A 19,888-nucleotide genomic window follows, 5' to 3' on the forward strand; every position below is an offset into this window, starting at 1 on the left:
TTGAATCGCCCCCAGTTCCCTAGACACCTCACAGCCTTAAAATGAGGCAACTATTGGAGGTGTTATGACCCGTCAGCGTTATCCAGAAACATTCAAAATCGAAGCCGTTAAACAAATCACCGAGCGCGGGCGGCCGGTGGCTGACGTTGCACGTGCCATCGGGGTATCCAGCCACAGCCTGTATGCATGGCTCAAGCAGTACGGTAAGCCTGCTGACCAGCAGATAGAAGAGTCTGCCTTGCAAGCCGAGATCCGCCGCCTGAAAACTGAACTGCGCCAGGTCACCGAGGAGCGCAATATTCTAAAGGAGGCCGCCGCGTACTTTGCCAGCGAGTCAAGGAAAGGTACGCGTTCATAACCTCCCGACTCGACCGGTACAGTGTCGTTACCCTGTGCCAGACCCTGGGGGTTCACCGAAGTGGCTTCTACGCGTGGTTGAAACAGCCCACATCGCCACGACAGCAGGAGGACGAACGACTGACCGGATTGGTCAAGCAATCCTGGCTGGAAAGTGGTGCTGTCTACGGTTATCGCAAGATCCATCGCGACTTTCGTGGCGCAGGGGAAGCCTGCGGCAAGCACCGTGTGGCCAAATTAATGAAGCGGGAGGGACTGCGTTCGCAAACGGGCTATCAACGCCGCAAGGGGCATTATGGAGGCAAGAGCACGCAAGCTGCCCCAAACACGCTGGCACGTCAGTTTAAGGTGCCAGCCCCCAACATCACCTGGGTGACTGACATTACCTACATTCGCACTCAAGAAGGGTGGCTGTACCTGGCGGTGGTGCTCGACCTGTTCTCTCGCCAGATCGTCGGCTGGGCGATGAAGTCACGCATGACGGCAGACTTGGCGGTTGATGCGTTATTGATGGCCGTCTGGCGGCGCAAACCCAAGCAGCCGGTACTGGTGCATTCGGATCAGGGCAGCCAGTTTACCGGTGGTGAATGGCAAGACTTTCTGAAGGCCCACAACCTGAGTTGCAGCATGAGCCGACGGGGTAACTGTCACGACAACGCGGTCGCCGAGAGCTTCTTTCAGTTGCTCAAACGGGAGCGGATCAAGCGCAGGATTTACGCGACAAGAGACGAAGCCCGCAGCGATGTGTTTGATTATATCGAGATGTTTTACAACCCAATCAGGCGTCATGGTTCCAATGATGGGCTGTCGCCGGTAGAGTTTGAAAGGCAGTTTATTTTTCAGCAACAAAGTGTCTAGAAAACCAGGGGCGCTTCAGTTTGCCAATGGCTCCATATGCTGTCAACGCACGGACCCTGTCGACAAAGCAGAGCATGTCGTGGTGCGTTGACAGAGATGAATCCTCTGTCTGGTGCGTTATTCACGTCTTGCTTGGACTGTGTGTGTGATCGCTGAACATCGGGAAAGCGGCGGATATCGAACGGGCAGGGGGGGGAGAGCAAGGCGATGTCAGCCCCAAAAAAGAGACAAAAAAAGAGCCACACATTGTGTGGCTCTTTATTCAGACTAACGAGTCTGCTCAGGGGCGACCGGCCGGGCTGGTTGCCACGTTGCTGGCAGCGGTGCTGCCACCGTGGCGACCGGAGGTCACGACTTCGCTGCGTACCAGGGGAGCGTACTCCACGGGTTCACGGGGTGTCGGGGCAGGCGCCGCAGCCGGCGTTGCCATGGGGGCATAGGCCTTGCGGGCACGGGCCAATACACCGGCACCCTTGTTCACGACCTGGGCCACAGGCACAGCGGCTTCTGCAGCGGCAGATTCCTGGGGGGCGACTTCGGCAGAGACTGGCGCCACGGGAGCAACTGGTTCGGCGACCACGGCAGGGGCTGCATCCACGTTGGTGACGTCGTCAGCCACGGATTCGGCCACAACAGCTTCGCTGCTCGGGGCTTCCTCGGTCTTGGTCTTCACGTTGGCAACAGCAGGCTCGGCAGCAACCACCTCGGCGGCGGCTTCCACGACCACAGGGGCAACAACGACGGGTTCCACCTGCGCGGCAGCCTCGACGGTGGCAGACTCTGCAACCAGTGCGGCTTGTGCCTGCTCTGCCGCTTCCTCAGCAACGGCTTCAGCCACCACGTGTTCGGTCAGTGCGGCGGAGGCCTGCAGGGCGGCTGCAACCGCTTCTGCGCTCGGAATGGTGATGACAGGCACAACCGGTTCTTCCACCTTCACCTGAGCCGCATCGGCCTGGGCCGCGGTAGTCAGCTGCACTTCACCTTGTGCTTCGTCTTCACGCTGGCCACGAGCCTCTTCGTTGATGCGCTTGCGACGTTGCCCTTCGATGCGCTGATTGCGCGGGGTACGGCGGGAACGACGCTGACCTTCGCCTTGCTCTTCTTGCTGCTCAGCGGCGGCTTGCACGTCGGCGACATCGATGATTTGCTCGTCAGTCGGCAGGGCAGGGGTGTCGGTTGCGGCGACATCGACACGGATCTGCTTGCGCAGTTGTCGACGTTCGCGGCGCTCGGCCACTTTTTGCTCTTTTTCCTGACGCGGTTCAGCGCTGGCGACAGCAGTATCAACGGTATCAACCGCCTCGACGCTCACCTCTGCACGGGGTTCGCGGGGCGCGCGAGGTTCACGAGCCGGACGCGGGGCACGAGGTTCGCGCTCCTGGCGGGGTTCGCGAGGCTCACGCTCCATGCGCTGTTCGGTGCGCACTTCGCCACGGGGTTCCCGTTCCTGGCGCGGTTCCCGCTCTTGACGAGGCTCACGCTCTTTGCGCGGGCGACGATTGCGATCACTGCTCTCGCGGCTGGCTGCGCCTTCACGCTTCTCGCCGGCCTCGGCATTGCGACTGCCGCGGTTGTCATCGCGACGGCCACGTTGACCACGGCTGCGGGATTCATCGCGCTGGTGACGGTGCCCGTCATCCTTGCGAGCTTCGCGCTGGGCGGCCGGTTTGTCGGCAGGCGCCTTCACCTCGGCCGGAGCCGCATCGGAGGAGGCACCGAACAGGCCGGAGAAGGCCTTGGCCAGCTTGCCAAAGAAGCCGACTTGTTCTGCAACCGGAGCGGGAGTCGCAAGAGGAGCCGGGGCGGTGGGCGCAACAGGCTGGGGAGCCGGGGCAAACCCTTGCAGCAGCGGCTGTTCGCGCTCGACTACCTGAGCCTGGCGCGGCTGATAGACCGGCTTGGCAATCTCGGTTTTGAGCTCGTAGCTGGCCGCTTCCGGGATCTCGTTCTGACGGATGCGGGTCACTTCGTAGTGCGGCGTTTCCAGATGCTGGTTCGGAATGATGTAGACACGCACATCATTGCGCTGTTCCAGATTGGCGATGGAGGTACGCTTCTCGTTGAGCAGATAGGCGGCCACATCGACCGGCACCTGGGCATGAACCTGCTCGGTGTTGTCCTTCATGGCCTCTTCTTCGATGAGACGCAGGATGGACAGGGCGAGGGATTCATTGTCACGGATGACCCCCTGACCCTGGCAACGGGGGCAGATATGGCTGCTGGACTCGTTGAGGGAGGGACGCAGACGCTGGCGAGACATCTCCAGCAGACCGAAACGGGAGATACGGCCCAGCTGGATGCGGGCACGATCCTGATGCACCGCTTCACGCAGACGGTTTTCCACTTCGCGCTGATGGCGAACCGGGGTCATGTCGATGAAGTCGATGACAATCAGGCCACCCAGGTCACGCAGGCGCAATTGACGGGCAATCTCGTCGGCCGCTTCCAGGTTGGTCTGCAGGGCGGTCTCTTCGATATCGCCGCCCTTGGTGGCGCGGGAGGAGTTGATATCGATGGAGGTCAGTGCTTCGGTCGGGTCGATGACGATGCTGCCGCCGGAGGGCAGGCGCACTTCGCGCTGGAAGGCCGATTCGATCTGGCTCTCGATCTGGAAGTGGTTGAACAGGGCGACATCGCCCTTGTACAGCTTCACGCGATTGAGAAAATCGGGACGGACCAGCTCGATATGCGACTTGGCGCGCTCGAAGATGACCGGGTTGTCGATCAGGATCTCGCCCACATCGCGACGCAGGTAGTCACGGATGGCGCGCACGATGACGTTGCTTTCCTGGTGGATCAGCACGGGAGCGGAGCGATTCTGTGACGCCTTGTGGATGGAGTCCCAGTGGTTGAGCAGAACGTTCAGATCCCACTCCAGCTCTTCCGGGGACTTGCCCACACCGGCGGTACGCACGATGAGGCCCATGCCGTCCGGCACGGTCAGACCGCTCAGGGCTTCCTTCAGCTCGGTCCGCTCGTCACCCTCGATGCGACGGGAGATGCCGCCGGCACGGGGGTTGTTCGGCATCAGCACCAGGTAGCTGCCGGCCAGACTGATGAAGGTGGTGAGGGCTGCACCCTTGGTGCCACGCTCTTCCTTATCGATCTGGACAATGACTTCCTGGCCTTCGCGGACCACTTCTTTGATGTTGGGACGACCCTGATAGGAGTAACCGGAGGGGAAGTAATTGCGGGCGATTTCCTTTAACGGTAGGAAACCGTGGCGTTCGGCGCCATAGTCAACAAAAGCAGCTTCGAGACTGGGTTCTACTCGGGTGATTTTGCCCTTGTAAATGTTCGCTTTTTTCTGCTCGTGTCCCGGACTTTCAATATCCAAATCGTAGAGCTGTTGTCCGTCAACCAGCGCTACGCGCAACTCCTCTTCCTGAGTCGCGTTGATTAGCATTCTTTTCATTGAGTTCTCATTATTTTGTCATTTTGATTCCTCCACTGGGTCCTGCCGGCGCCGGCCTCGGGTCTTCAGCATGCTGGGGCAACCTCCCGGTTGGGGTATGCATGAGGCGCAAACTAAGGGCACTCTGGTTCAGCCTTCTCGAGAGGGCGTGAATTAAGGATACCGATGTGGAGACAATTTACGTCGGCTCTGTTTGTGTTCTCCATGCGTTGTACCTCGCACCCGGGAACCGTCATGTTCTTGTATACACGGTGTTTCGGGATTGGGTGGCATACATTTTGGCCACTTAGTACAAGGCTTGAACACAATGACAAAACCTTGTTTATTATCCCATTTAAACCACTTTTATAGCAAGACGCCATTTTTTAACAAAGCATGGAGCCAAGGGCTGTCGGCGGTGTTAAAATCCGCGCCATGACACAGATACATCAACAAGTGCAGCTGCTCACCATCGAAGCTGAGCATGACGGGCAGCGCATCGACAATTTTCTCAAGACTCAGTTAAAGGGCGTCCCCAAGAGCCTGATTTATCGCATCCTTCGAAAAGGGGAGGTACGGGTCAACAAGAAGCGCATCAAACCGGAATACAAGCTTTGTGCCGGTGACGAGGTGCGGGTGCCCCCCGTGCGTGTGGCCGAGAAGAATGAGTTGCCTTCTGCCAACCTCGGCAGCATCCAGCGTCTGGAGAGCCAGATCCTGTTTGAAGACGACGCCATGATAGTGCTAAACAAGCCGTCCGGCATGGCAGTGCACGGCGGCAGCGGCCTCAGTTTTGGCGTCATCGAAGGGCTGCGTGCCCTGCGCCCCGAAGCCCGTTTCCTCGAACTGGTGCACCGGCTGGATCGCGACACCTCCGGCGTGCTGCTGGTTGCCAAGAAGCGCAGTGCCCTGCGCAGCCTGCACGAGCAGCTGCGGGTCAAGACCATGCGCAAGCAGTATCTGGCGCTGGTGCGCGGCCAGTGGCAACCCCACGTCAAGGTGGTCAATGCGCCACTTCGCAAAAATGATCTGCAATCCGGCGAGCGGGTGGTGCGGGTCAGCAGCGATGGCAAACCCTCCGAGACCCGGTTCCGGATTGCCCGTCAATTTGCCGAAGCCACCCTGGTCGAGTGCAGCCCCATCACTGGCCGTACCCACCAGATCCGTGTCCACACCCAGCACGCCGGCCATCCCATCGCCTGCGATGACAAATATGGTGAGGCCGGGTTTGATGAAAAAATGCGGGGGCAGGGGCTAAAGCGTCTGTTCCTGCACGCCTGGAAGCTCACCTTTACTCATCCGGTGGACGACCGGGAGATGCAGGTGGAAGCGCCATTGTCACCGGAGCTTGAGGCGTTCCTCGCCAAGCTGCCACGCTGACAGCCATGAAAAACGGGAGCCAAGGCTCCCGTTTTTCATGGCAGAGTTCTTGTTATGGCAGAGCCAGGCCGTGGCGACCCAGGAGATCAACCAAGCCTATCAGGGGAAGACCGACAAGGGCGTTGGGATCGCGCCCCTCCAGCGCCTTGAACAAGACGATGCCCATTCCCTCGCACTTGAAGCTGCCGGCACAATCCAGAGGACGTTCGGCCTCCACATAGCGACGGATGGCGGCTTCGTCGAGCGAGCGAAAATGCACGGTGAAAGGCTCGACGAGCTGCTCGGCATGGCCATTCGCAGCATTGATCACACAGAGCCCGGTGTAAAAGATGACGCGCTTGCCTTGTGCCCGCAGCAACTGCTCGACCGCCTTCTCCACCGTGCCGGGTTTGCCGAGGATCTGCCCGTCACAGACGCACACCTGATCTGAACCGATGATCAATCCTTGATCACGGTCAGCGGCAACGGCATTCGCCTTGGCAAACGCCAATCTGCTGACCAGAGCTTCTGCGGTCTCCCCGTGTCGCGCCGTCTCATCGACTTGAGGCGCAGCACAGTGAAATGGCTGACCGAGTTTTTCCAGCAAGGTCTTGCGGTAGGACGAGGTGGACGCGAGGATCAAGGAAGGCTGCATGTTTTGATGATATCCATTTATAAATCAATTGGTTGATTCTATCTGTGCAGATGGGGCCACGCAAACAGGAGATGTCTACAGCGGGACTCGCCTAATTAGCGGGAAGCATGCATGCTGATGGAACCACAGCACAAACACAAGAGATCGGAATTGAGCGTGATGACACGATATGCGGCCTTGGTCATGGCACTGATCTCCTTCGCCAGCTGGGCAGGGACATGGCAACTTCGCCAGGGGGATGAGGGGGTGATGCTTTGGACCCAGCCACATCCTCCGACCTCTTTTCAGGCCTTACGTCTGGAGATGCGGGTGAATGCCGATCCTGGCGCGCTGATCACGGTGCTGCGGAACACGGCGCGCCATAAAGAGTGGTTGCCCCAGAGCCGTGAAGTCAGGGTGCTGGCCAGATCGGGTCCCGACGATGATCTGGTCTATACCCGCCTGGCATCTCCCTGGCCGGTGCAAGACAGGGAGCTCATCACCCGCTCTCATCTGAGTCGACGCATTGATTGCAGCCTGACTCTCGAGGTGTGGGCAGAGCCGAATGCCCTGCCATTGCATGCAGGGCTGTTCCGGATCCAGGAAAGCGCCGGACGGTGGGAGGCGCTACCCCAACGGGATGGCAGCACACTCGTTCGGCTCGAAACCTATACCAATCCGGGCAACAACTTGCCGGGCTGGCTGGTCAATCCCATTGCCATCAAGGCTGCCGTGGGCAGTTTCAAAGCCATACGCCGACTGATGGAAGCCGAGCCCAGTGTGGCTGCGACACCAGGCCTGCTGGGGAGCGACCCGCGCTGTTCTGCCACCTGATGAGACACCAAGGAGCACATCCGGTGGACAGACAGGGGAGGGGAACAGGATCCTGTGCCAGATCCTGCACGATATGGCATAATCGGCCACCGATGAGCACAAGTTCCTCTTGCAGGGGCCTGTGAAGGTAAAATCATCGGCGGTAAGGACTTTTTCCTTTGACTATCCCTTGTTGGACCTATAATATTCGCGCCCTATGCAAAAGGTGAAGTTGCCCGTTAAGGTTGATCCAGTCCGTAATGCCTTGAAGCTACTCGATTATGTCGGGATAGTGGAAAAGTCGCAGATGCCCAGGCTGGAGGAATCAACCGAAGGCTTGCGAAGTGATGTGGATGTCACACTGCACTTTGGCAAAGATGTCCAGAAGTTGACCGTTATGAAAGGCACTGCCCATGCCAAGGTCGACCTGGTTTGCCAGCGTTGTGGTGAGACGTTTGAACACCTTTGTGAAGCTAGTTTTATTTACACTCCGCTGTTCGAAAGAACAAACGAGGAAGAACTGCCGGAAGCTTATGAGCCCATTGAGTTGGACGAAAACGGCGAGATAGATCTTCATCAAATCCTGGAGGATGAACTCATCCTCTCGTTGCCTCAAGTAGCCATGCATCCGGTGGATGTGTGTCCCAGAGGAAACATGGAGATGACCTGGGGTGAAATCGAACCTGCTGATGAGCGGCCGAATCCCTTTGCAGTTCTTGAAGCGCTCAAACGTAAGTGAATTTTAGGAGTTAGCCTACCATGGCCGTACAACAGAACCGTAAAACCCGCGCCAAGCGTGGCATGCGTCGTTCCCACGATGCGCTGACCACCGCTGCCCTGACTGTTGATCAGACCAGTGGCGAAATTCATCGTCGTCACCACGTGACTGCCGATGGTTTCTACCGCGGTAAAAAGGTAATCGCTTAAGGATTGCCTTTGTCTACGCAAACTGTCGCGCTAGACATAATGGGGGGAGATATCGGCCCCTCGGAAACAGTGCCTGCCGCCGTGCAGGCACTGTCTCTTCTACCCCAGCTAAAACTTGTTCTGGTCGGTGATCAATACCAGACCGCCCCTCTTCTGCAGCAACATGGCTTGCTCAACCACCCTCGCGTTCGTCTCGTGCATGCCTCCCAGGTCGTGGGCATGGGCGAAAAGCCTATCGTGGCGCTGCGTACCCTGAAAGACTCCTCCATGCGCGTGACCCTGGATCTGGTCAAGAGCGGCGCTGCCGATGCCTGTGTCAGTGCAGGCAACACCGGTGCCTTGATGGCCATGGCCAAGTGCGTGCTCAAATCCTTGCCCGGTGTTGACCGGCCAGCCCTCATCAAGGCGCTGCCCACATTGAGTGGAAAGCGGACCGTGATGCTGGATCTGGGTGCGAACGTGAGCTGCGATGCCGACACCCTGCTGCAATTTGCCGTGATGGGCGCCGTAGTCGCAGAGAAGGTGGAGGGGATACCTTCACCCAGAGTGGCACTGCTCAACGTAGGGGAGGAGGAGATCAAGGGCAACGACCTGGTGCGCCACAGCGCCGAGTTGCTGCGCCAATGCTCCGCCCTGAATTTTGTCGGTTTCATTGAGGGGGACAGGATCTTCAGCGGCGAGTGCGACGTGATCGTCTGCGACGGTTTCGTGGGCAACGTGGCGCTCAAGACCGCAGAGGGGGTGGTGCGGATGATGGCCGAACTGGCCGGATATCCGCGCAAAAAACGCAGTTTTCTTGGTCGACTCGCCGGATTTATGTTCAAACGGCGTTTCTCTTACCTGAACCCCGACCAGTATAATGGCGCGAGTCTGTTAGGATTGCGCGGCATTGTGGTAAAAAGCCATGGGCGGGCCGAGCGCCGCGCTCTGTGTCATGCGATTCTGCTGGCCGCACAAGAAGCCAGACATCAACTTCCATTGCAAATTGCAGATCGCCTTGAATCTGTCTTTTCCGACAGGGATTTATAAAACTCTATGCATAGCAAAATTCTGGGTACTGGCAGTTATCTGCCGAGTTCGGTTCGTACCAACGCCGATCTTGAACAGATGGTTGAAACCAGTGACGAATGGATCGTGGAACGCACCGGGATCCGTGAACGCCGTATCGCCGGAGCCGACGAAACCGTCGCGACCCTTTCTCATCAGGCGGCCTTGCGTGCGCTTGATGCGGCAGGTCTGACTGCCGCCGATCTGGACATGATAGTGCTGGCCACCACCAGCGCAGAGAATGCCTTCCCAGCTGCTGCCTGTGAACTGCAGGGGCTGCTTGACGTACCGGGGATCCCGGCGTTTGACGTAGCCGCCGCCTGTGCCGGCTTTACATATGCTCTCGCCATCGCCGATCAGTTCGTCAAATCCGGCGCTGCTCGCCACGTGCTGGTTGTCGGTGCGGACGTGCTGTCACGTATGTGCGATCCCGAGGATCGCGGCACCATCATCCTGTTCGGGGATGGGGCAGGGGCCGTGGTCATCGGTGCCAGCGACACTCCTGGCATCCTCTCCACCCATCTGCATGCCGATGGCCGTTATGGCGAGCTGCTCAAACTGCCGCAGCCCCGTCGCGGCATGCCGGGTGCCGAGCTCGAAGCCTACATGTACATGAAGGGCAACGATGTCTTCAAGGTGGCGGTGACACGCCTTAGCGAGATCGTGACCGAAACCCTGGCTGCGGCCAACGTCGAGCCGAGCGAGCTGGACTGGCTGGTGCCCCATCAAGCCAACTTCCGCATCATCAATGCCACCGCCAAGAAACTCGGCATGGGGCTCGACAAGGTGATCCTGACCCTGGATCGTCATGGCAATACCTCCGCGGCCTCCGTGCCCATCGCCTTCGATGAAGGGGTGCGCGATGGTCGCATCAAACCCGGCCAGCTGGTCCTGCTGGAAGCCTTCGGCGGCGGTTTTGCCTGGGGCTCTGCGCTGGTTCGCCTCTGATACCGAGCGGTGCCCGGTCCTCGGGCGCCCGCTTACCGAATTCGTCTTACCTTAAAGGAATCAATGATGACCCGATTTGCCATTGCCTTCCCGGGACAAGGCTCCCAGAGCGTCGGCATGCTGGCCGAGCTGGCCGAGCAACACGCCGTGATTAAAGAGACCTTCGCCGAGGCGAGCCAGGTGCTGGGTTATGACCTGTTTGCCCTGGTGATGGCAGGCCCGGCCGAGGATCTCAACAAGACCTGGCGTACCCAGCCAGCGCTGTTGACCGCCTCCGTCGCGCTGTGGCGCCTGTGGCAACAACAAGGCGGGGCAACCCCTGCCGTGATGGCCGGCCACAGCCTGGGGGAATACTCCGCCCTGGTGTGCAGCGGCGCGCTGGCGTTTGCCGATGCCGTCAAACTGGTCGAGCTGCGTGGTTTGGCCATGCAGGAAGCCGTACCGGAAGGCACTGGCGCCATGGCTGCCATCATCGGTCTGGACAACGAAAGCATCGCTGCCAACTGTGAGAAAGCGGCCCAGGGGCAGGTGGTCTCTCCGGTCAACTTCAACTCTCCGGGCCAGGTGGTCATCGCCGGCCACAAAGAGGCGGTCGAGCGTGCCAACGTGCTGATGAAAGAGTCAGGTGCCAAGCGTGCCCTGCCGCTGCCGGTCTCCGTGCCCTCCCACTGCGCCCTGATGAAACCGGCCGCAGAAAAGCTGGCCGCCGCCCTGGATGGGATCGAGATCAAGGTTCCTGCCATCGCCGTCATCAATAATGTCGACGTTTCCTGTGAGCAGGATCCGGCCGCCATCAAGCAAGCCCTGGTGCGTCAGCTGTTCAGCCCGGTTCGCTGGACTGAAACGGTAGAGCGCATGGCAAACGACGGTGTTACCCTCGAAATCGAGATGGGCCCGGGCAAGGTGTTGACCGGCCTGGCCAAGCGTATCGATGCGCGAGTGGAAGGTATTCACGCCAACGATGTCGCCTCGTTCGAGCAGGCGCTGGCCCAGATCAAGTAAACAGGAGCAAGTCATGAGTTTTACCGATAAGGTTGTGTTGGTCACTGGCGCCAGCCGTGGCATTGGTCGTGCGATTGCGGAGACGTTTGCTGCTCGTGGTGCCAAGGTCGTGGGTACTGCGACCAGCGAGAGCGGCGCCGAAGCGATCAGTGCTTACCTGGGTGAGCAAGGCTGCGGCATGGCACTGAACGTGACCAGTCAGGAATCCATCGAAACCGTCTTCGCCGCCATCAAGGCGCGTTTTGGCGACATCGACATCCTGATCAACAACGCCGGCATCACCCGCGACAACCTGCTGATGCGGATGAAGGATGACGAGTGGAACGAGATCATCGACACCAATCTCACCTCCCTGTACCGTCTGAGCAAGCCGGTATTGCGAGCCATGATGAAGAAGCGCAACGGTCGCATCATCAGCATCGGTTCCGTGGTCGGCACCATGGGCAACGCCGGTCAGGTCAACTATGCTGCTGCCAAGGCCGGTCTGGTTGGTTTTACCAAGTCGCTGGCCCGTGAAGTGGCATCCCGTGGCATCACGGTGAATGCGGTTGCTCCCGGTTTCATCGAGACCGACATGACCAAGGCACTCAATGAAGAGCAGCGCGCCGGCATCATGAATCAGGTGCCTGCTGCCCGTTTGGGCGATCCGAAAGAAATTGCTGCCGCTGTGGTATTCTTGGCATCGGATGATGCCGCCTATATTACCGGCGAAACCCTGCATGTTAATGGCGGGATGTACATGGTGTAATCAATTTGTCGTGAGTTCTGTTCAAATTTGCGATAATACGCCGAAGTTTGGCGAATTTCGTGGTTTGACCAGCGGCAAGTCACTTGCAAACTCACGTCAATTGAATACACTACCCCAACCAGACGCAATAGCGTATTTTTAAAGGAAAATTCAGGTCATGAGCAACATCGAAGAACGCGTAAAGAAAATCATCATCGAACAACTGGGTGTTAAAGAAGAAGACGTGAAGAACGCTGCCTCCTTCGTCGACGACCTGGGCGCTGACTCTTTGGATACCGTTGAACTGGTAATGGCGCTGGAAGAAGAATTCGATACCGAAATTCCTGATGAAGAAGCCGAGAAGATCACCACTGTTCAAGCGGCTATCGACTACATCACCGCTAATCAGGAATAAATTCCTGTTCTGAAAGAAGCGGCCCAAGGGCCGCTTCTTTTATGTTTACCCCTTTCAAAACACCTCTCGGAGACTACCTCAGTGTCAAAACGCAGAGTCGTGGTGACCGGCTTGGGGATGCTTTCCCCGGTAGGCAACACTGCCGAATCCAGCTGGCAAGCCCTGCTCAACGGGCAGAGCGGCATTTCCCTCATCGACCACTTTGATGCAAGCGAGTTCGCAACCCGTTTCGCAGGCCTGGTCAAGGATTTCGACCCCGAAGAGTTCGGCATCAACCGCAAAGAAGCCCGCAAGATGGATCTCTTCATCCAGTATGGCGTGGCGGCGGGTGTTCAGGCCCTGGAAGATTCCGGCCTGATCATCAACGAAGAGAACGCGGAGCGGGTAGGCGTTGCCATCGGCTCTGGTATCGGCGGTCTGGGTCTGATTGAGCAGAACCACAGCAGCCTCATCAATGGCGGCCCCCGCAAGCTGAGCCCCTTCTTCGTTCCGTCCACCATCATCAATATGGTGTCCGGTCATCTTTCCATCATGAAAGGCATGCAGGGCCCGAACATCGCCGTGACTACCGCCTGTACCACGGGTACCCATGCCATCGGCATGGCTGGCCGGATGATCGCCTATGGCGATGCGGACGTGATGGTCGCCGGTGGTGCCGAGAAAGCCTCCACCCCCATGGGCATGGGCGGCTTTGCCGCTGCCAAGGCGCTCTCCACCCGTAATGACGAACCGCAGAAGGCGAGCCGCCCCTGGGACAAGGATCGCGACGGTTTCGTACTGGGCGATGGTGCCGGTGTGCTGGTGCTGGAAGAGTATGAACATGCCAAGGCCCGCGGCGCCAAGATCTATGCCGAGCTGGTCGGCTTTGGCATGAGTGGGGATGCCTATCACATGACGGCCCCTCCCTCGGACGGCGATGGTGGCGCACGCGCCATGAAGAACGCCATCAAGGATGCTGGCATCGCACCCGAGCAGATCGGTTACATCAATGCCCACGGTACCTCCACGCCCCTTGGGGATGTGGCAGAGCTGCGCGGCATGAAGAAGGTGTTTGGTGACCATGCCAGCGCCCTGATGGTCAGTTCCACCAAGTCCATGACAGGCCACCTGTTGGGTGCGGCTGGCGCCATCGAGGCGATCATCACTGTGCTCTCTCTGCGTGACCAGATGGTGCCTCCCACCATCAACCTGGACAATCCGGATGATGAGTGCGACTTGGATCTGGTGCCGCATGTTGCCAAGGCCGGCAGCTTCGAATATGCCCTTTCCAATTCCTTCGGTTTTGGCGGCACCAATGGCTCCCTGATCTTCAAACGCGTATAATTCGCTCTGGGCGAATGATAAGGCCCGATACGGCAGTATCGGGCCTTTTTTATCGGAGGGATCCCCTTGCTGATTAATGGAATACCCACAGACACACTGTCAGCCAGGGATCGTGGACTGGCATACGGTGATGGTCATTTCACCACCATGCTGGCGAGGGAAGGGAAGGTGCTCTGGTGGCAGGACCATCTGGCCCGGCTGCAACATGCCAACACCCGCCTTGGTTTTGGCGAGCACTCCTGGGACCTGCTTGCCGACGAGGCGGCGCAGCTGGCTTCTGGGCAGACACAGGCTGTCGTCAAGATAATGCTGACCCGGGGCGCAGGTGGGCGGGGATATGACGCCGCAGGCTGTGACACGCCCACTCGCATCGTCTCTTTGGCACCTTATCCTGAGCATTATCATGATTGGCAGCAAACCGGCATCAATGCCCTGGTATGCCAGCAGCAGCTTGGTGACAGTCCCATGCTCGCCGGTCTCAAGACGCTGGGGCGCCTCGAACAAGTGATGCTGAAGCGCGAACTTGCTGCGCGCGGCGGGGTCGAAGGTATAGTCTTGAACAGCCGGGGATTTCTGGTAGAAGGGGTCAGCGCCAATCTGTTTTGGCGTCGCGGCAGGACGGTGTTCACACCGGATCTCACCCGCGCCGGGATCGATGGCATCATGCGCAAGCGCGTGATGACGATGCTTAAACAGATGGGCATTGAACTGCGTGTTGTAGAGGCTCCATTGGAGTCACTCTGGCAGGCGGAAGAGGTCTGGCTGACCAATACCCTGATGGGCATAGTCCCGGTCACCCGCATCGGGGATATGCACTATCCCAGTCCGGTATTGATCCGCCGTTTACAGGAGCGCTTGGTCATTGAAGTTTAATCGGCTTTACACCCTGCTCGCGGGGGCGGCACTCTCTGTCGCCGTTGCCGGAGGGTACGTGTATCACAAGTGGCAACAGGTGGAGACGCTCACCAACAAGGGGCCAACACGCCTCTTTACCGTCGAAAAAGGCGCCCATGCGGCACGCCTGATTGCCGAACTGGGGGAGGGGGAAACCAGCCCCTGGGCGGTGCGCCTCTGGTTGCGCGGTCATCCCGAACTGGTGGCCATCAAGTCCGGCACCTATGAAATCAAGGAAGGGGCGCCGCTCAAGGAGACTCTCTCTCTCTTTGCTTCCGGCAAGGAGTTTCACTTCAGCCTGACCTTTGTCGAGGGATCCCGTTTTGAGGATTGGCTGAAGCAACTTTCCAGCGCCCCCTATCTGGAGCGCCTGACTCTGGAGCAGAGCGAAACCGAGCTGGCTCAGGAACTCGGCATCGAAAATGGCAAGCTGGAGGGGTGGTTCCTGCCGGAAACCTACGCCTATACCACTCATGCCAGCGATCTTTCCATTCTGCGCCGCGCCTATCAGGACATGAAAACGTTCCTGGAGGCTTCCTGGGAGAAGCGTCAGGCCAATCTGCCCTACAAGACTCCCTATGAAGCGCTTATCATGGCCTCCATCATCGAAAAAGAGACGGGCCAACCGGATGAACGGGCCCAGATTGCTTCTGTGTTCGTCAACCGTCTACGCCTTGGCATGAAGTTGCAGACCGACCCTACCGTCATCTACGGGGTGAAGGAGAGGTACGATGGCAACATTCGCCGCAGCGATCTGACCGACGTGAACCCCTACAACACCTATGTGATCGACGGTCTGCCTCCGACGCCCATCGCCATGCCGGGCAAGGCCTCCATCGAAGCGGCGCTCAACCCCAAATCGACCGACTATCTCTACTTCGTTGCCAAGGGGGGCGGTGCCCACTACTTCTCCAAGACCCTCGATGAACACAATCGGGCGGTGCGTGAATACATATTGAAGAAACCCTAATGTCTAAATTTATCGTGATTGAAGGATTGGAAGGGGCAGGGAAGAGCTCTGCGGTGCGCTATGTCACCGACTATCTGCAAGCCCACGGAGTGGCGCGGATCGAGTGCACCCGGGAGCCGGGCGGCACGCCGCTGGCGGAACGCATGCGGGCCATCGTCAAGGAAGTACACGACGAGCGTCTGACCGTCGAGGCCGAGCTGCTGTTGATGTACGCCTCCCGGGTACAACTGGTGGAGACCCGGATCAAGCCGGCCCTGGCAGACGGCATCTGGGTAGTGGGCGATCGCCACGATCTTTCCTCTCAGGCCTATCAGGGGGGTGGCCGCGGCATCGATGCGAACCTCATCGGCGCCATCAAACGGGCGGTCCTCGGGGATTTCAAGCCGGACCTGACGCTCTATCTCGACATTGATCCTGCCATCGGCCTGCAGCGGGCCCGCCATCGCGGCGAGCTGGACAGGATTGAGCTGGAGCAGATCGGCTTCTTTGAACGTACCCGCCAGCGTTACCTCGAGTTGGCGGCCGCCGATGATTCCATCCAGGTCATCGATGCCGGATTGCCCCCGAAGCAAGTCAAAGCCGCCATCGAGGCAGCTCTTGAGCATTATCTGGCAAGCGAGGGACTATGTATCCCTGGCTGATCCCGGATTGGCATGCCTTGAGCGAGACGGCCCGGGCCGGACGGCTCGGGCACGCCTGGTTGCTGCTAGGCGATCCCGGCCTTGGCAAGGAGCAGCTTGCAGAGCGACTGGCGCGACTGCACCTGTGTCAGCATCCACAACGAGGTGAGCCCTGCGGTCAGTGCCACTCCTGCCAGCTTTTTGAGAAGGGGCATCACCCGGATCTTGGCACCCTGGGGCCCGAGGGCAAGACCATAGGTGTCGAAGCCATCCGGGAGATTTGCAGCCGTCTCCAGAGCACGTCCCAGCTCGGTCGCGGAAAGGTGGTGATCATTCAGGAGGCGGAGCGCATGACGGAGTCTGCCGCCAATGCTTTGCTGAAGACGCTGGAAGAGCCGGCTGGCGACAGTCTGTTGCTGCTCATCGCATCCCGGGTATCTCGCCTGCTCCCCACCATCTTGAGCCGTTGTCACAAGCATGTCTGCCAGCTCCCCTCTGAGGGGGAGACCCTTGCCTGGCTCGCCGAGCAGGGCCATCAGGCCACCCAGGCCCAGGTGCGGATCTGCCAGGGTGCGCCGCTGCGGGTGCTGAGCTATATCGAAGCACAGCAAGATGATGCCAGACGGGCATTGCTCGACGGATTTGTCTCGCTGGCATCGGCCCCCACCCGTGCGGCGAATGTCTGTGCCCAGTTGGCCGAGGATAATCAGGTCCGGCTGCACTGGTTGCAGCTCTTCCTGTGCGATGCCCTCAAGCTTCAGGCTGGCTGCGGCCATCATCAACTGGCAATGCCGGATCTTGCATCACTCAGCCAGCAACTGGCAGAGAAACACTCCAGCGAACGGCTCCTGGAAGCCGAACAGCAGCTGGTTATGCTGAAAGAGGTTTGTCAGCCAGGACAGCTTTCCAATCCCACCATCCATTTGATGAACTGGCTCAATCGCTGGTTATAAACAAGGTTGTCTATGTTACTCGTTGATTCCCATTGCCATCTCGATCGCTTGAGTTATGGCTCCAAGCAGACGGACATGGCCGATGTGCTGGCCAAGGCGGCGCAGCAGAGCGTGGGATATTTTCTCTGCGTGAGTGTGACCCAGGCCCAGTTCCCGACCATGATGGAGGCCATCGCCCCCCATCCCCAGGTGTTTGCCTCCTGCGGTGTTCACCCGCTCAATCAGGATCCCGGGGTGGATGCTGCCTTGCTGCTGACTCAGGCGGCCGATGAGAGAGTGGTGGCCATCGGCGAAACCGGGCTCGACTACTTCTATTCACCGGAAAACAAGGATGTACAGCAAGCCTCTTTCCGCGAACATATTCGTGTAGCCCGGGCACTGAACAAACCGCTCATCATCCACACCCGGGATGCCCAGGAAGACACGCTGCGGATCATGCGAGAGGAGGGGGCCGAACAGGTGGGCGGAGTGCTGCACTGCTTCACCGAGTCCCTCGAAATGGCCGAGGCCGCGATGGCCATGGGGTTCTATATTTCCATCTCGGGGATAGCCACTTTCAAGAACGCCTCAGCCCTGCAGGCCGTGGTCAAGGCGTTGCCACTGGAACGGCTGCTGGTTGAAACCGACTCTCCCTATCTGGCACCGGTTCCCCACCGGGGGAGGGAGAACGAGCCGGCCTTTGTTCGCGACGTCGCCCAATTTATCGCGGATCTTCGCCAGATACCGCTCGCTGAATTGGCAGAGGCCACCAGCCATAATTTCTTCGCATTGTTCAAGTTAGCAAAGCGATAACAGAAAACGCCCCGCATAGCGGGGCGTTTTCTATGACAATCTGCACTATCACGATCCATCCAAAAACAATCATGCCAAGTTGTTATCTCTCACTTTGTGTGGTGGATGCTGACGAGTTCAAATTGCCAGCACCTGATAAACGGAGCAGGAATGACAGAATGCTTGAGGAATAGATGAGGGGGCTGAAATGGGTTAAAAGCACTCTTCATAAGTATCGATAATATTCATTATCGATACTTGATAGATCTGAATGATCCTGTAAGATCCACCGAAACTCCGCTTTAAATCATAGAGTTAAGTGAACTACCCACGCCTTCAAAACCCAGTTCAGCAATCCTTGCAAAGCGTCTTCGATCCTCAGCTGAACAGCCGGGCAAGACGCTTCCTGCGCAGCGCTAAAGCCGACTCCACCCTCAATGCCTATCAGGCAGATACCCGTATCTTTGTCTCCTGGTGCCAGCTCCACGGGCTGGAGCCCTTGCAGACGACACACCACGACATCATGAATTTTCTGGCGGATCAGGCCGACGGCATCCTGGCCAACTGGGTCTGGCTCGACAAGGAGGAAGGAAAGGGGGAGCTTCGCAACGGGGAACCTCGCAAACCGGCCACCCTGGTAAGACGGCTTGCCGGCATTCGCTATGCCTTCAAGCAGAAGGGGATCCACCCCATGCCGACCGAGCATGCGGAGATCAAGGAGATGATGCGGGGCATAGTACGGCTCGGTGATAACCGCAAACGCAAAACGGGGGCGCTGACCCTGAAACCATTGGCCTGCGTACTGGACGAGATAGATACCAGCAACCTGGCGGGACTTAGGGATTACACCCTGTTGCTCCTGATGTTCAGTGGCGCCTTGCGCCGATCGGAAGCGGCCAGGATCGAGGTGGATGACGTGCAGTTTGTGGGGCAGGGGATACGCCTTCGTCTCAAACCAAGCAAACATCAGCTCCATGAATCGGAGATAGCACTCATTCCGGGTACCCGGTATTGCCCAGTGTCTGCACTGCAACAATGGCTGAAAAAAAGCCGGATTGCTGAGGGCCCCCTGTTTCGCCGGATGAATCGCTGGGGACAGCTGATGGCAGACCCCCTGGGGCCGCAAGGTATCAACCTGATGATCAAGCGGCGAACCGGCCAGGCCATCGACGATCTCCACGTCAGTGGCCACAGTTTGCGGCGGGGGTTCATCACCTCGGCGGTGACGGCGGGCAAACCGATGAACAAGATCATCGAGGTGACCCGACACAAGGACATGCGCACCTTGCAGGAATATTTCGACGATGCACACAAGTTCTCGGAACACGCCCTGGATGGGTTGTTATAGAAAACCGCGCCTCTCCATTTTTTATGTTAAATGATATCCTGTTGATCTGGTGATATATTCATGTCGTCCTCCACAGACATCATGACGGTGGGGGAGTCGTAATCCGATTTACTTTCGTAGAAGATGCCAACGAAAAATGAGAGATAACATTCACGATATAGACATGTCGGAAGGTCACGATAGCCAGGAATTGAAGAAAAGCGCTGCGCAAGAGAATGCCGAACGGCAGCGCCAGCACGTGAAGCGCAAGCAGGAAACCCACAGCCGGTTGCAATGCTGGATAAGCAATCGTCATGCAGAGCGGTTGGCCATGCTGGGGCAACAACTGGAAGACAGTCAGGCCTCCATCATCGAGCAGGCAATCGATCTGCTCTATCAGCACGAACTGCAACAAACGACCAACGCGCAGCAGAGCGATGTCCCCGAGTCGGCAGACATACTCGAATAGACGATGGTATCGTGCCAGCATGGTTGAAAAAGGAAGACAAAAAAAGCCAGGTACGAATTCCTTGTACCTGGCATAGGGGA

At 58.4% G+C, this 19,888-nt stretch carries 20 protein-coding genes; 18 read left to right on the forward strand and 2 right to left on the reverse strand.

The features are described 5' to 3' along the window. The first annotated feature begins 64 nt into the window (after positions 1 to 64). A protein-coding gene (locus tag AB5Y47_RS12000; protein WP_102948979.1) for an IS3 family transposase occupies positions 65 to 1,215 on the forward strand; the annotation gives its coding sequence in 2 pieces (ribosomal slippage) (positions 65 to 302 and positions 302 to 1,215; 1,152 coding nt in all). 280 nt (positions 1,216 to 1,495) lie between these two features. Here AB5Y47_RS12000 and rne read toward each other — a convergent pair. Further along, positions 1,496 to 4,630, reverse strand: coding sequence for a ribonuclease E (gene rne, locus AB5Y47_RS12005; protein WP_368220266.1), 3,135 nt, complete (start codon positions 4,628 to 4,630; stop codon positions 1,496 to 1,498). 414 nt (positions 4,631 to 5,044) lie between these two features. On the opposite strand from rne, the gene rluC reads away from it, so the two are divergent. Then, positions 5,045 to 5,989, forward strand: coding sequence for a 23S rRNA pseudouridine(955/2504/2580) synthase RluC (gene rluC / locus AB5Y47_RS12010; protein WP_201893979.1), 945 nt, complete (start codon positions 5,045 to 5,047; stop codon positions 5,987 to 5,989). A gap of 52 nt (positions 5,990 to 6,041) precedes the next feature. On the opposite strand, the gene AB5Y47_RS12015 is transcribed toward rluC, so the two are convergent. Beyond that, positions 6,042 to 6,623 (reverse strand): nucleoside triphosphate pyrophosphatase, encoded by a 582-nt coding sequence (locus AB5Y47_RS12015; RefSeq protein WP_041215169.1) that lies wholly within the window; start codon positions 6,621 to 6,623, stop codon positions 6,042 to 6,044. A gap of 159 nt (positions 6,624 to 6,782) precedes the next feature. Between AB5Y47_RS12015 and AB5Y47_RS12020 the strand changes: the two genes are divergently transcribed. The 16 genes from AB5Y47_RS12020 to AB5Y47_RS12095 all read left to right on the forward strand — a co-directional run bounded on the left by AB5Y47_RS12020 (position 6,783) and on the right by AB5Y47_RS12095 (position 19,808). Beyond that, complete coding sequence (locus AB5Y47_RS12020; protein ID WP_286700009.1) at positions 6,783 to 7,436, forward strand: START domain-containing protein; 654 nt, start codon at positions 6,783 to 6,785, stop codon at positions 7,434 to 7,436. A 196-nt stretch (positions 7,437 to 7,632) separates the two neighbouring features. After that, a complete protein-coding gene (yceD, locus tag AB5Y47_RS12025; protein WP_029314532.1) occupies positions 7,633 to 8,154 on the forward strand; it encodes a 23S rRNA accumulation protein YceD in 522 nt (173 codons plus the stop codon). Between the two features lie 20 nt (positions 8,155 to 8,174). After that, the gene (rpmF, locus tag AB5Y47_RS12030; protein WP_005300935.1) at positions 8,175 to 8,342 is read left to right on the forward strand and encodes a 50S ribosomal protein L32; all 168 of its coding nucleotides are present in this window, start codon (positions 8,175 to 8,177) and stop codon (positions 8,340 to 8,342) included. 9 nt (positions 8,343 to 8,351) lie between these two features. Further along, complete coding sequence (plsX, locus tag AB5Y47_RS12035) at positions 8,352 to 9,371, forward strand: phosphate acyltransferase PlsX (RefSeq protein ID WP_290436387.1); 1,020 nt, start codon at positions 8,352 to 8,354, stop codon at positions 9,369 to 9,371. Between the two features lie 6 nt (positions 9,372 to 9,377). Beyond that, positions 9,378 to 10,337 (forward strand): beta-ketoacyl-ACP synthase III, encoded by a 960-nt coding sequence (locus AB5Y47_RS12040; RefSeq protein WP_010674740.1) that lies wholly within the window; start codon positions 9,378 to 9,380, stop codon positions 10,335 to 10,337. Between the two features lie 66 nt (positions 10,338 to 10,403). After that, positions 10,404 to 11,339 carry an ACP S-malonyltransferase gene (fabD, locus tag AB5Y47_RS12045; RefSeq protein WP_042863866.1) on the forward strand — a complete coding sequence of 312 codons (936 nt, stop codon included), beginning with the start codon at positions 10,404 to 10,406 and terminating at the stop codon, positions 11,337 to 11,339. A gap of 13 nt (positions 11,340 to 11,352) precedes the next feature. Further along, the gene (gene fabG, locus AB5Y47_RS12050; protein ID WP_039041169.1) at positions 11,353 to 12,087 is read left to right on the forward strand and encodes a 3-oxoacyl-ACP reductase FabG; all 735 of its coding nucleotides are present in this window, start codon (positions 11,353 to 11,355) and stop codon (positions 12,085 to 12,087) included. A gap of 157 nt (positions 12,088 to 12,244) precedes the next feature. After that, on the forward strand, positions 12,245 to 12,481 hold the full coding sequence (acpP, locus tag AB5Y47_RS12055; protein WP_005300909.1) for an acyl carrier protein: 237 nt from the start codon (positions 12,245 to 12,247) through the stop codon (positions 12,479 to 12,481). 81 nt (positions 12,482 to 12,562) lie between these two features. Then, positions 12,563 to 13,804, forward strand: coding sequence for a beta-ketoacyl-ACP synthase II (fabF, locus tag AB5Y47_RS12060; RefSeq protein ID WP_151027385.1), 1,242 nt, complete (start codon positions 12,563 to 12,565; stop codon positions 13,802 to 13,804). Between the two features lie 66 nt (positions 13,805 to 13,870). Then, positions 13,871 to 14,677 (forward strand): aminodeoxychorismate lyase, encoded by an 807-nt coding sequence (pabC, locus tag AB5Y47_RS12065; protein ID WP_324028888.1) that lies wholly within the window; start codon positions 13,871 to 13,873, stop codon positions 14,675 to 14,677. Continuing rightward, on the forward strand, positions 14,667 to 15,668 hold the full coding sequence (gene mltG, locus AB5Y47_RS12070) for an endolytic transglycosylase MltG (protein ID WP_029314535.1): 1,002 nt from the start codon (positions 14,667 to 14,669) through the stop codon (positions 15,666 to 15,668). The genes pabC and mltG overlap by 11 nt, the downstream gene beginning before the upstream one ends. Then, positions 15,668 to 16,309, forward strand: a complete 642-nt coding sequence (gene tmk, locus AB5Y47_RS12075; protein ID WP_368220267.1) for a dTMP kinase — start codon at positions 15,668 to 15,670, stop codon at positions 16,307 to 16,309. The genes mltG and tmk overlap by 1 nt, the downstream gene beginning before the upstream one ends. Continuing rightward, positions 16,294 to 17,241: a DNA polymerase III subunit delta' gene (holB, locus tag AB5Y47_RS12080; protein ID WP_319896597.1), complete on the forward strand. Its 948-nt coding sequence runs from the start codon at positions 16,294 to 16,296 to the stop codon at positions 17,239 to 17,241. The genes tmk and holB overlap by 16 nt, the downstream gene beginning before the upstream one ends. 12 nt (positions 17,242 to 17,253) lie before the next feature. Then, the gene (locus AB5Y47_RS12085) at positions 17,254 to 18,033 is read left to right on the forward strand and encodes a TatD family hydrolase (protein ID WP_368220268.1); all 780 of its coding nucleotides are present in this window, start codon (positions 17,254 to 17,256) and stop codon (positions 18,031 to 18,033) included. 298 nt (positions 18,034 to 18,331) lie between these two features. Continuing rightward, positions 18,332 to 19,360, forward strand: coding sequence for a site-specific integrase (locus AB5Y47_RS12090; RefSeq protein ID WP_103243121.1), 1,029 nt, complete (start codon positions 18,332 to 18,334; stop codon positions 19,358 to 19,360). A 163-nt stretch (positions 19,361 to 19,523) separates the two neighbouring features. Further along, on the forward strand, positions 19,524 to 19,808 hold the full coding sequence (locus AB5Y47_RS12095) for a RepB family protein (protein WP_128271379.1): 285 nt from the start codon (positions 19,524 to 19,526) through the stop codon (positions 19,806 to 19,808). The last annotated feature ends 80 nt before the right edge of the window (positions 19,809 to 19,888 follow it).

The organism is Aeromonas sp. R7-2 (assembly GCF_040908105.1).
GTDB classification, from domain to species: domain Bacteria; phylum Pseudomonadota; class Gammaproteobacteria; order Enterobacterales; family Aeromonadaceae; genus Aeromonas; species Aeromonas caviae.

Excerpts from the sequence above, each read along its gene's own strand:
- rne (WP_368220266.1), bottom strand. The coding sequence starts at position 4,630 with ATGAAAAGAATGCTAATCAACGCGACTCAGGAAGAGGAGTTGCGCGTA.
- rluC (WP_201893979.1), top strand. The coding sequence starts at position 5,045 with ATGACACAGATACATCAACAAGTGCAGCTGCTCACCATCGAAGCTGAG.
- AB5Y47_RS12015 (WP_041215169.1), bottom strand. The coding sequence starts at position 6,623 with ATGCAGCCTTCCTTGATCCTCGCGTCCACCTCGTCCTACCGCAAGACC.
- AB5Y47_RS12020 (WP_286700009.1), top strand. The coding sequence starts at position 6,783 with ATGACACGATATGCGGCCTTGGTCATGGCACTGATCTCCTTCGCCAGC.
- yceD (WP_029314532.1), top strand. The coding sequence starts at position 7,633 with ATGCAAAAGGTGAAGTTGCCCGTTAAGGTTGATCCAGTCCGTAATGCC.
- rpmF (WP_005300935.1), top strand. The coding sequence starts at position 8,175 with ATGGCCGTACAACAGAACCGTAAAACCCGCGCCAAGCGTGGCATGCGT.
- AB5Y47_RS12040 (WP_010674740.1), top strand. The coding sequence starts at position 9,378 with ATGCATAGCAAAATTCTGGGTACTGGCAGTTATCTGCCGAGTTCGGTT.
- fabD (WP_042863866.1), top strand. The coding sequence starts at position 10,404 with ATGACCCGATTTGCCATTGCCTTCCCGGGACAAGGCTCCCAGAGCGTC.
- fabG (WP_039041169.1), top strand. The coding sequence starts at position 11,353 with ATGAGTTTTACCGATAAGGTTGTGTTGGTCACTGGCGCCAGCCGTGGC.
- acpP (WP_005300909.1), top strand. The coding sequence starts at position 12,245 with ATGAGCAACATCGAAGAACGCGTAAAGAAAATCATCATCGAACAACTG.
- tmk (WP_368220267.1), top strand. The coding sequence starts at position 15,668 with ATGTCTAAATTTATCGTGATTGAAGGATTGGAAGGGGCAGGGAAGAGC.
- holB (WP_319896597.1), top strand. The coding sequence starts at position 16,294 with ATGTATCCCTGGCTGATCCCGGATTGGCATGCCTTGAGCGAGACGGCC.
- AB5Y47_RS12085 (WP_368220268.1), top strand. The coding sequence starts at position 17,254 with ATGTTACTCGTTGATTCCCATTGCCATCTCGATCGCTTGAGTTATGGC.
- AB5Y47_RS12095 (WP_128271379.1), top strand. The coding sequence starts at position 19,524 with ATGTCGGAAGGTCACGATAGCCAGGAATTGAAGAAAAGCGCTGCGCAA.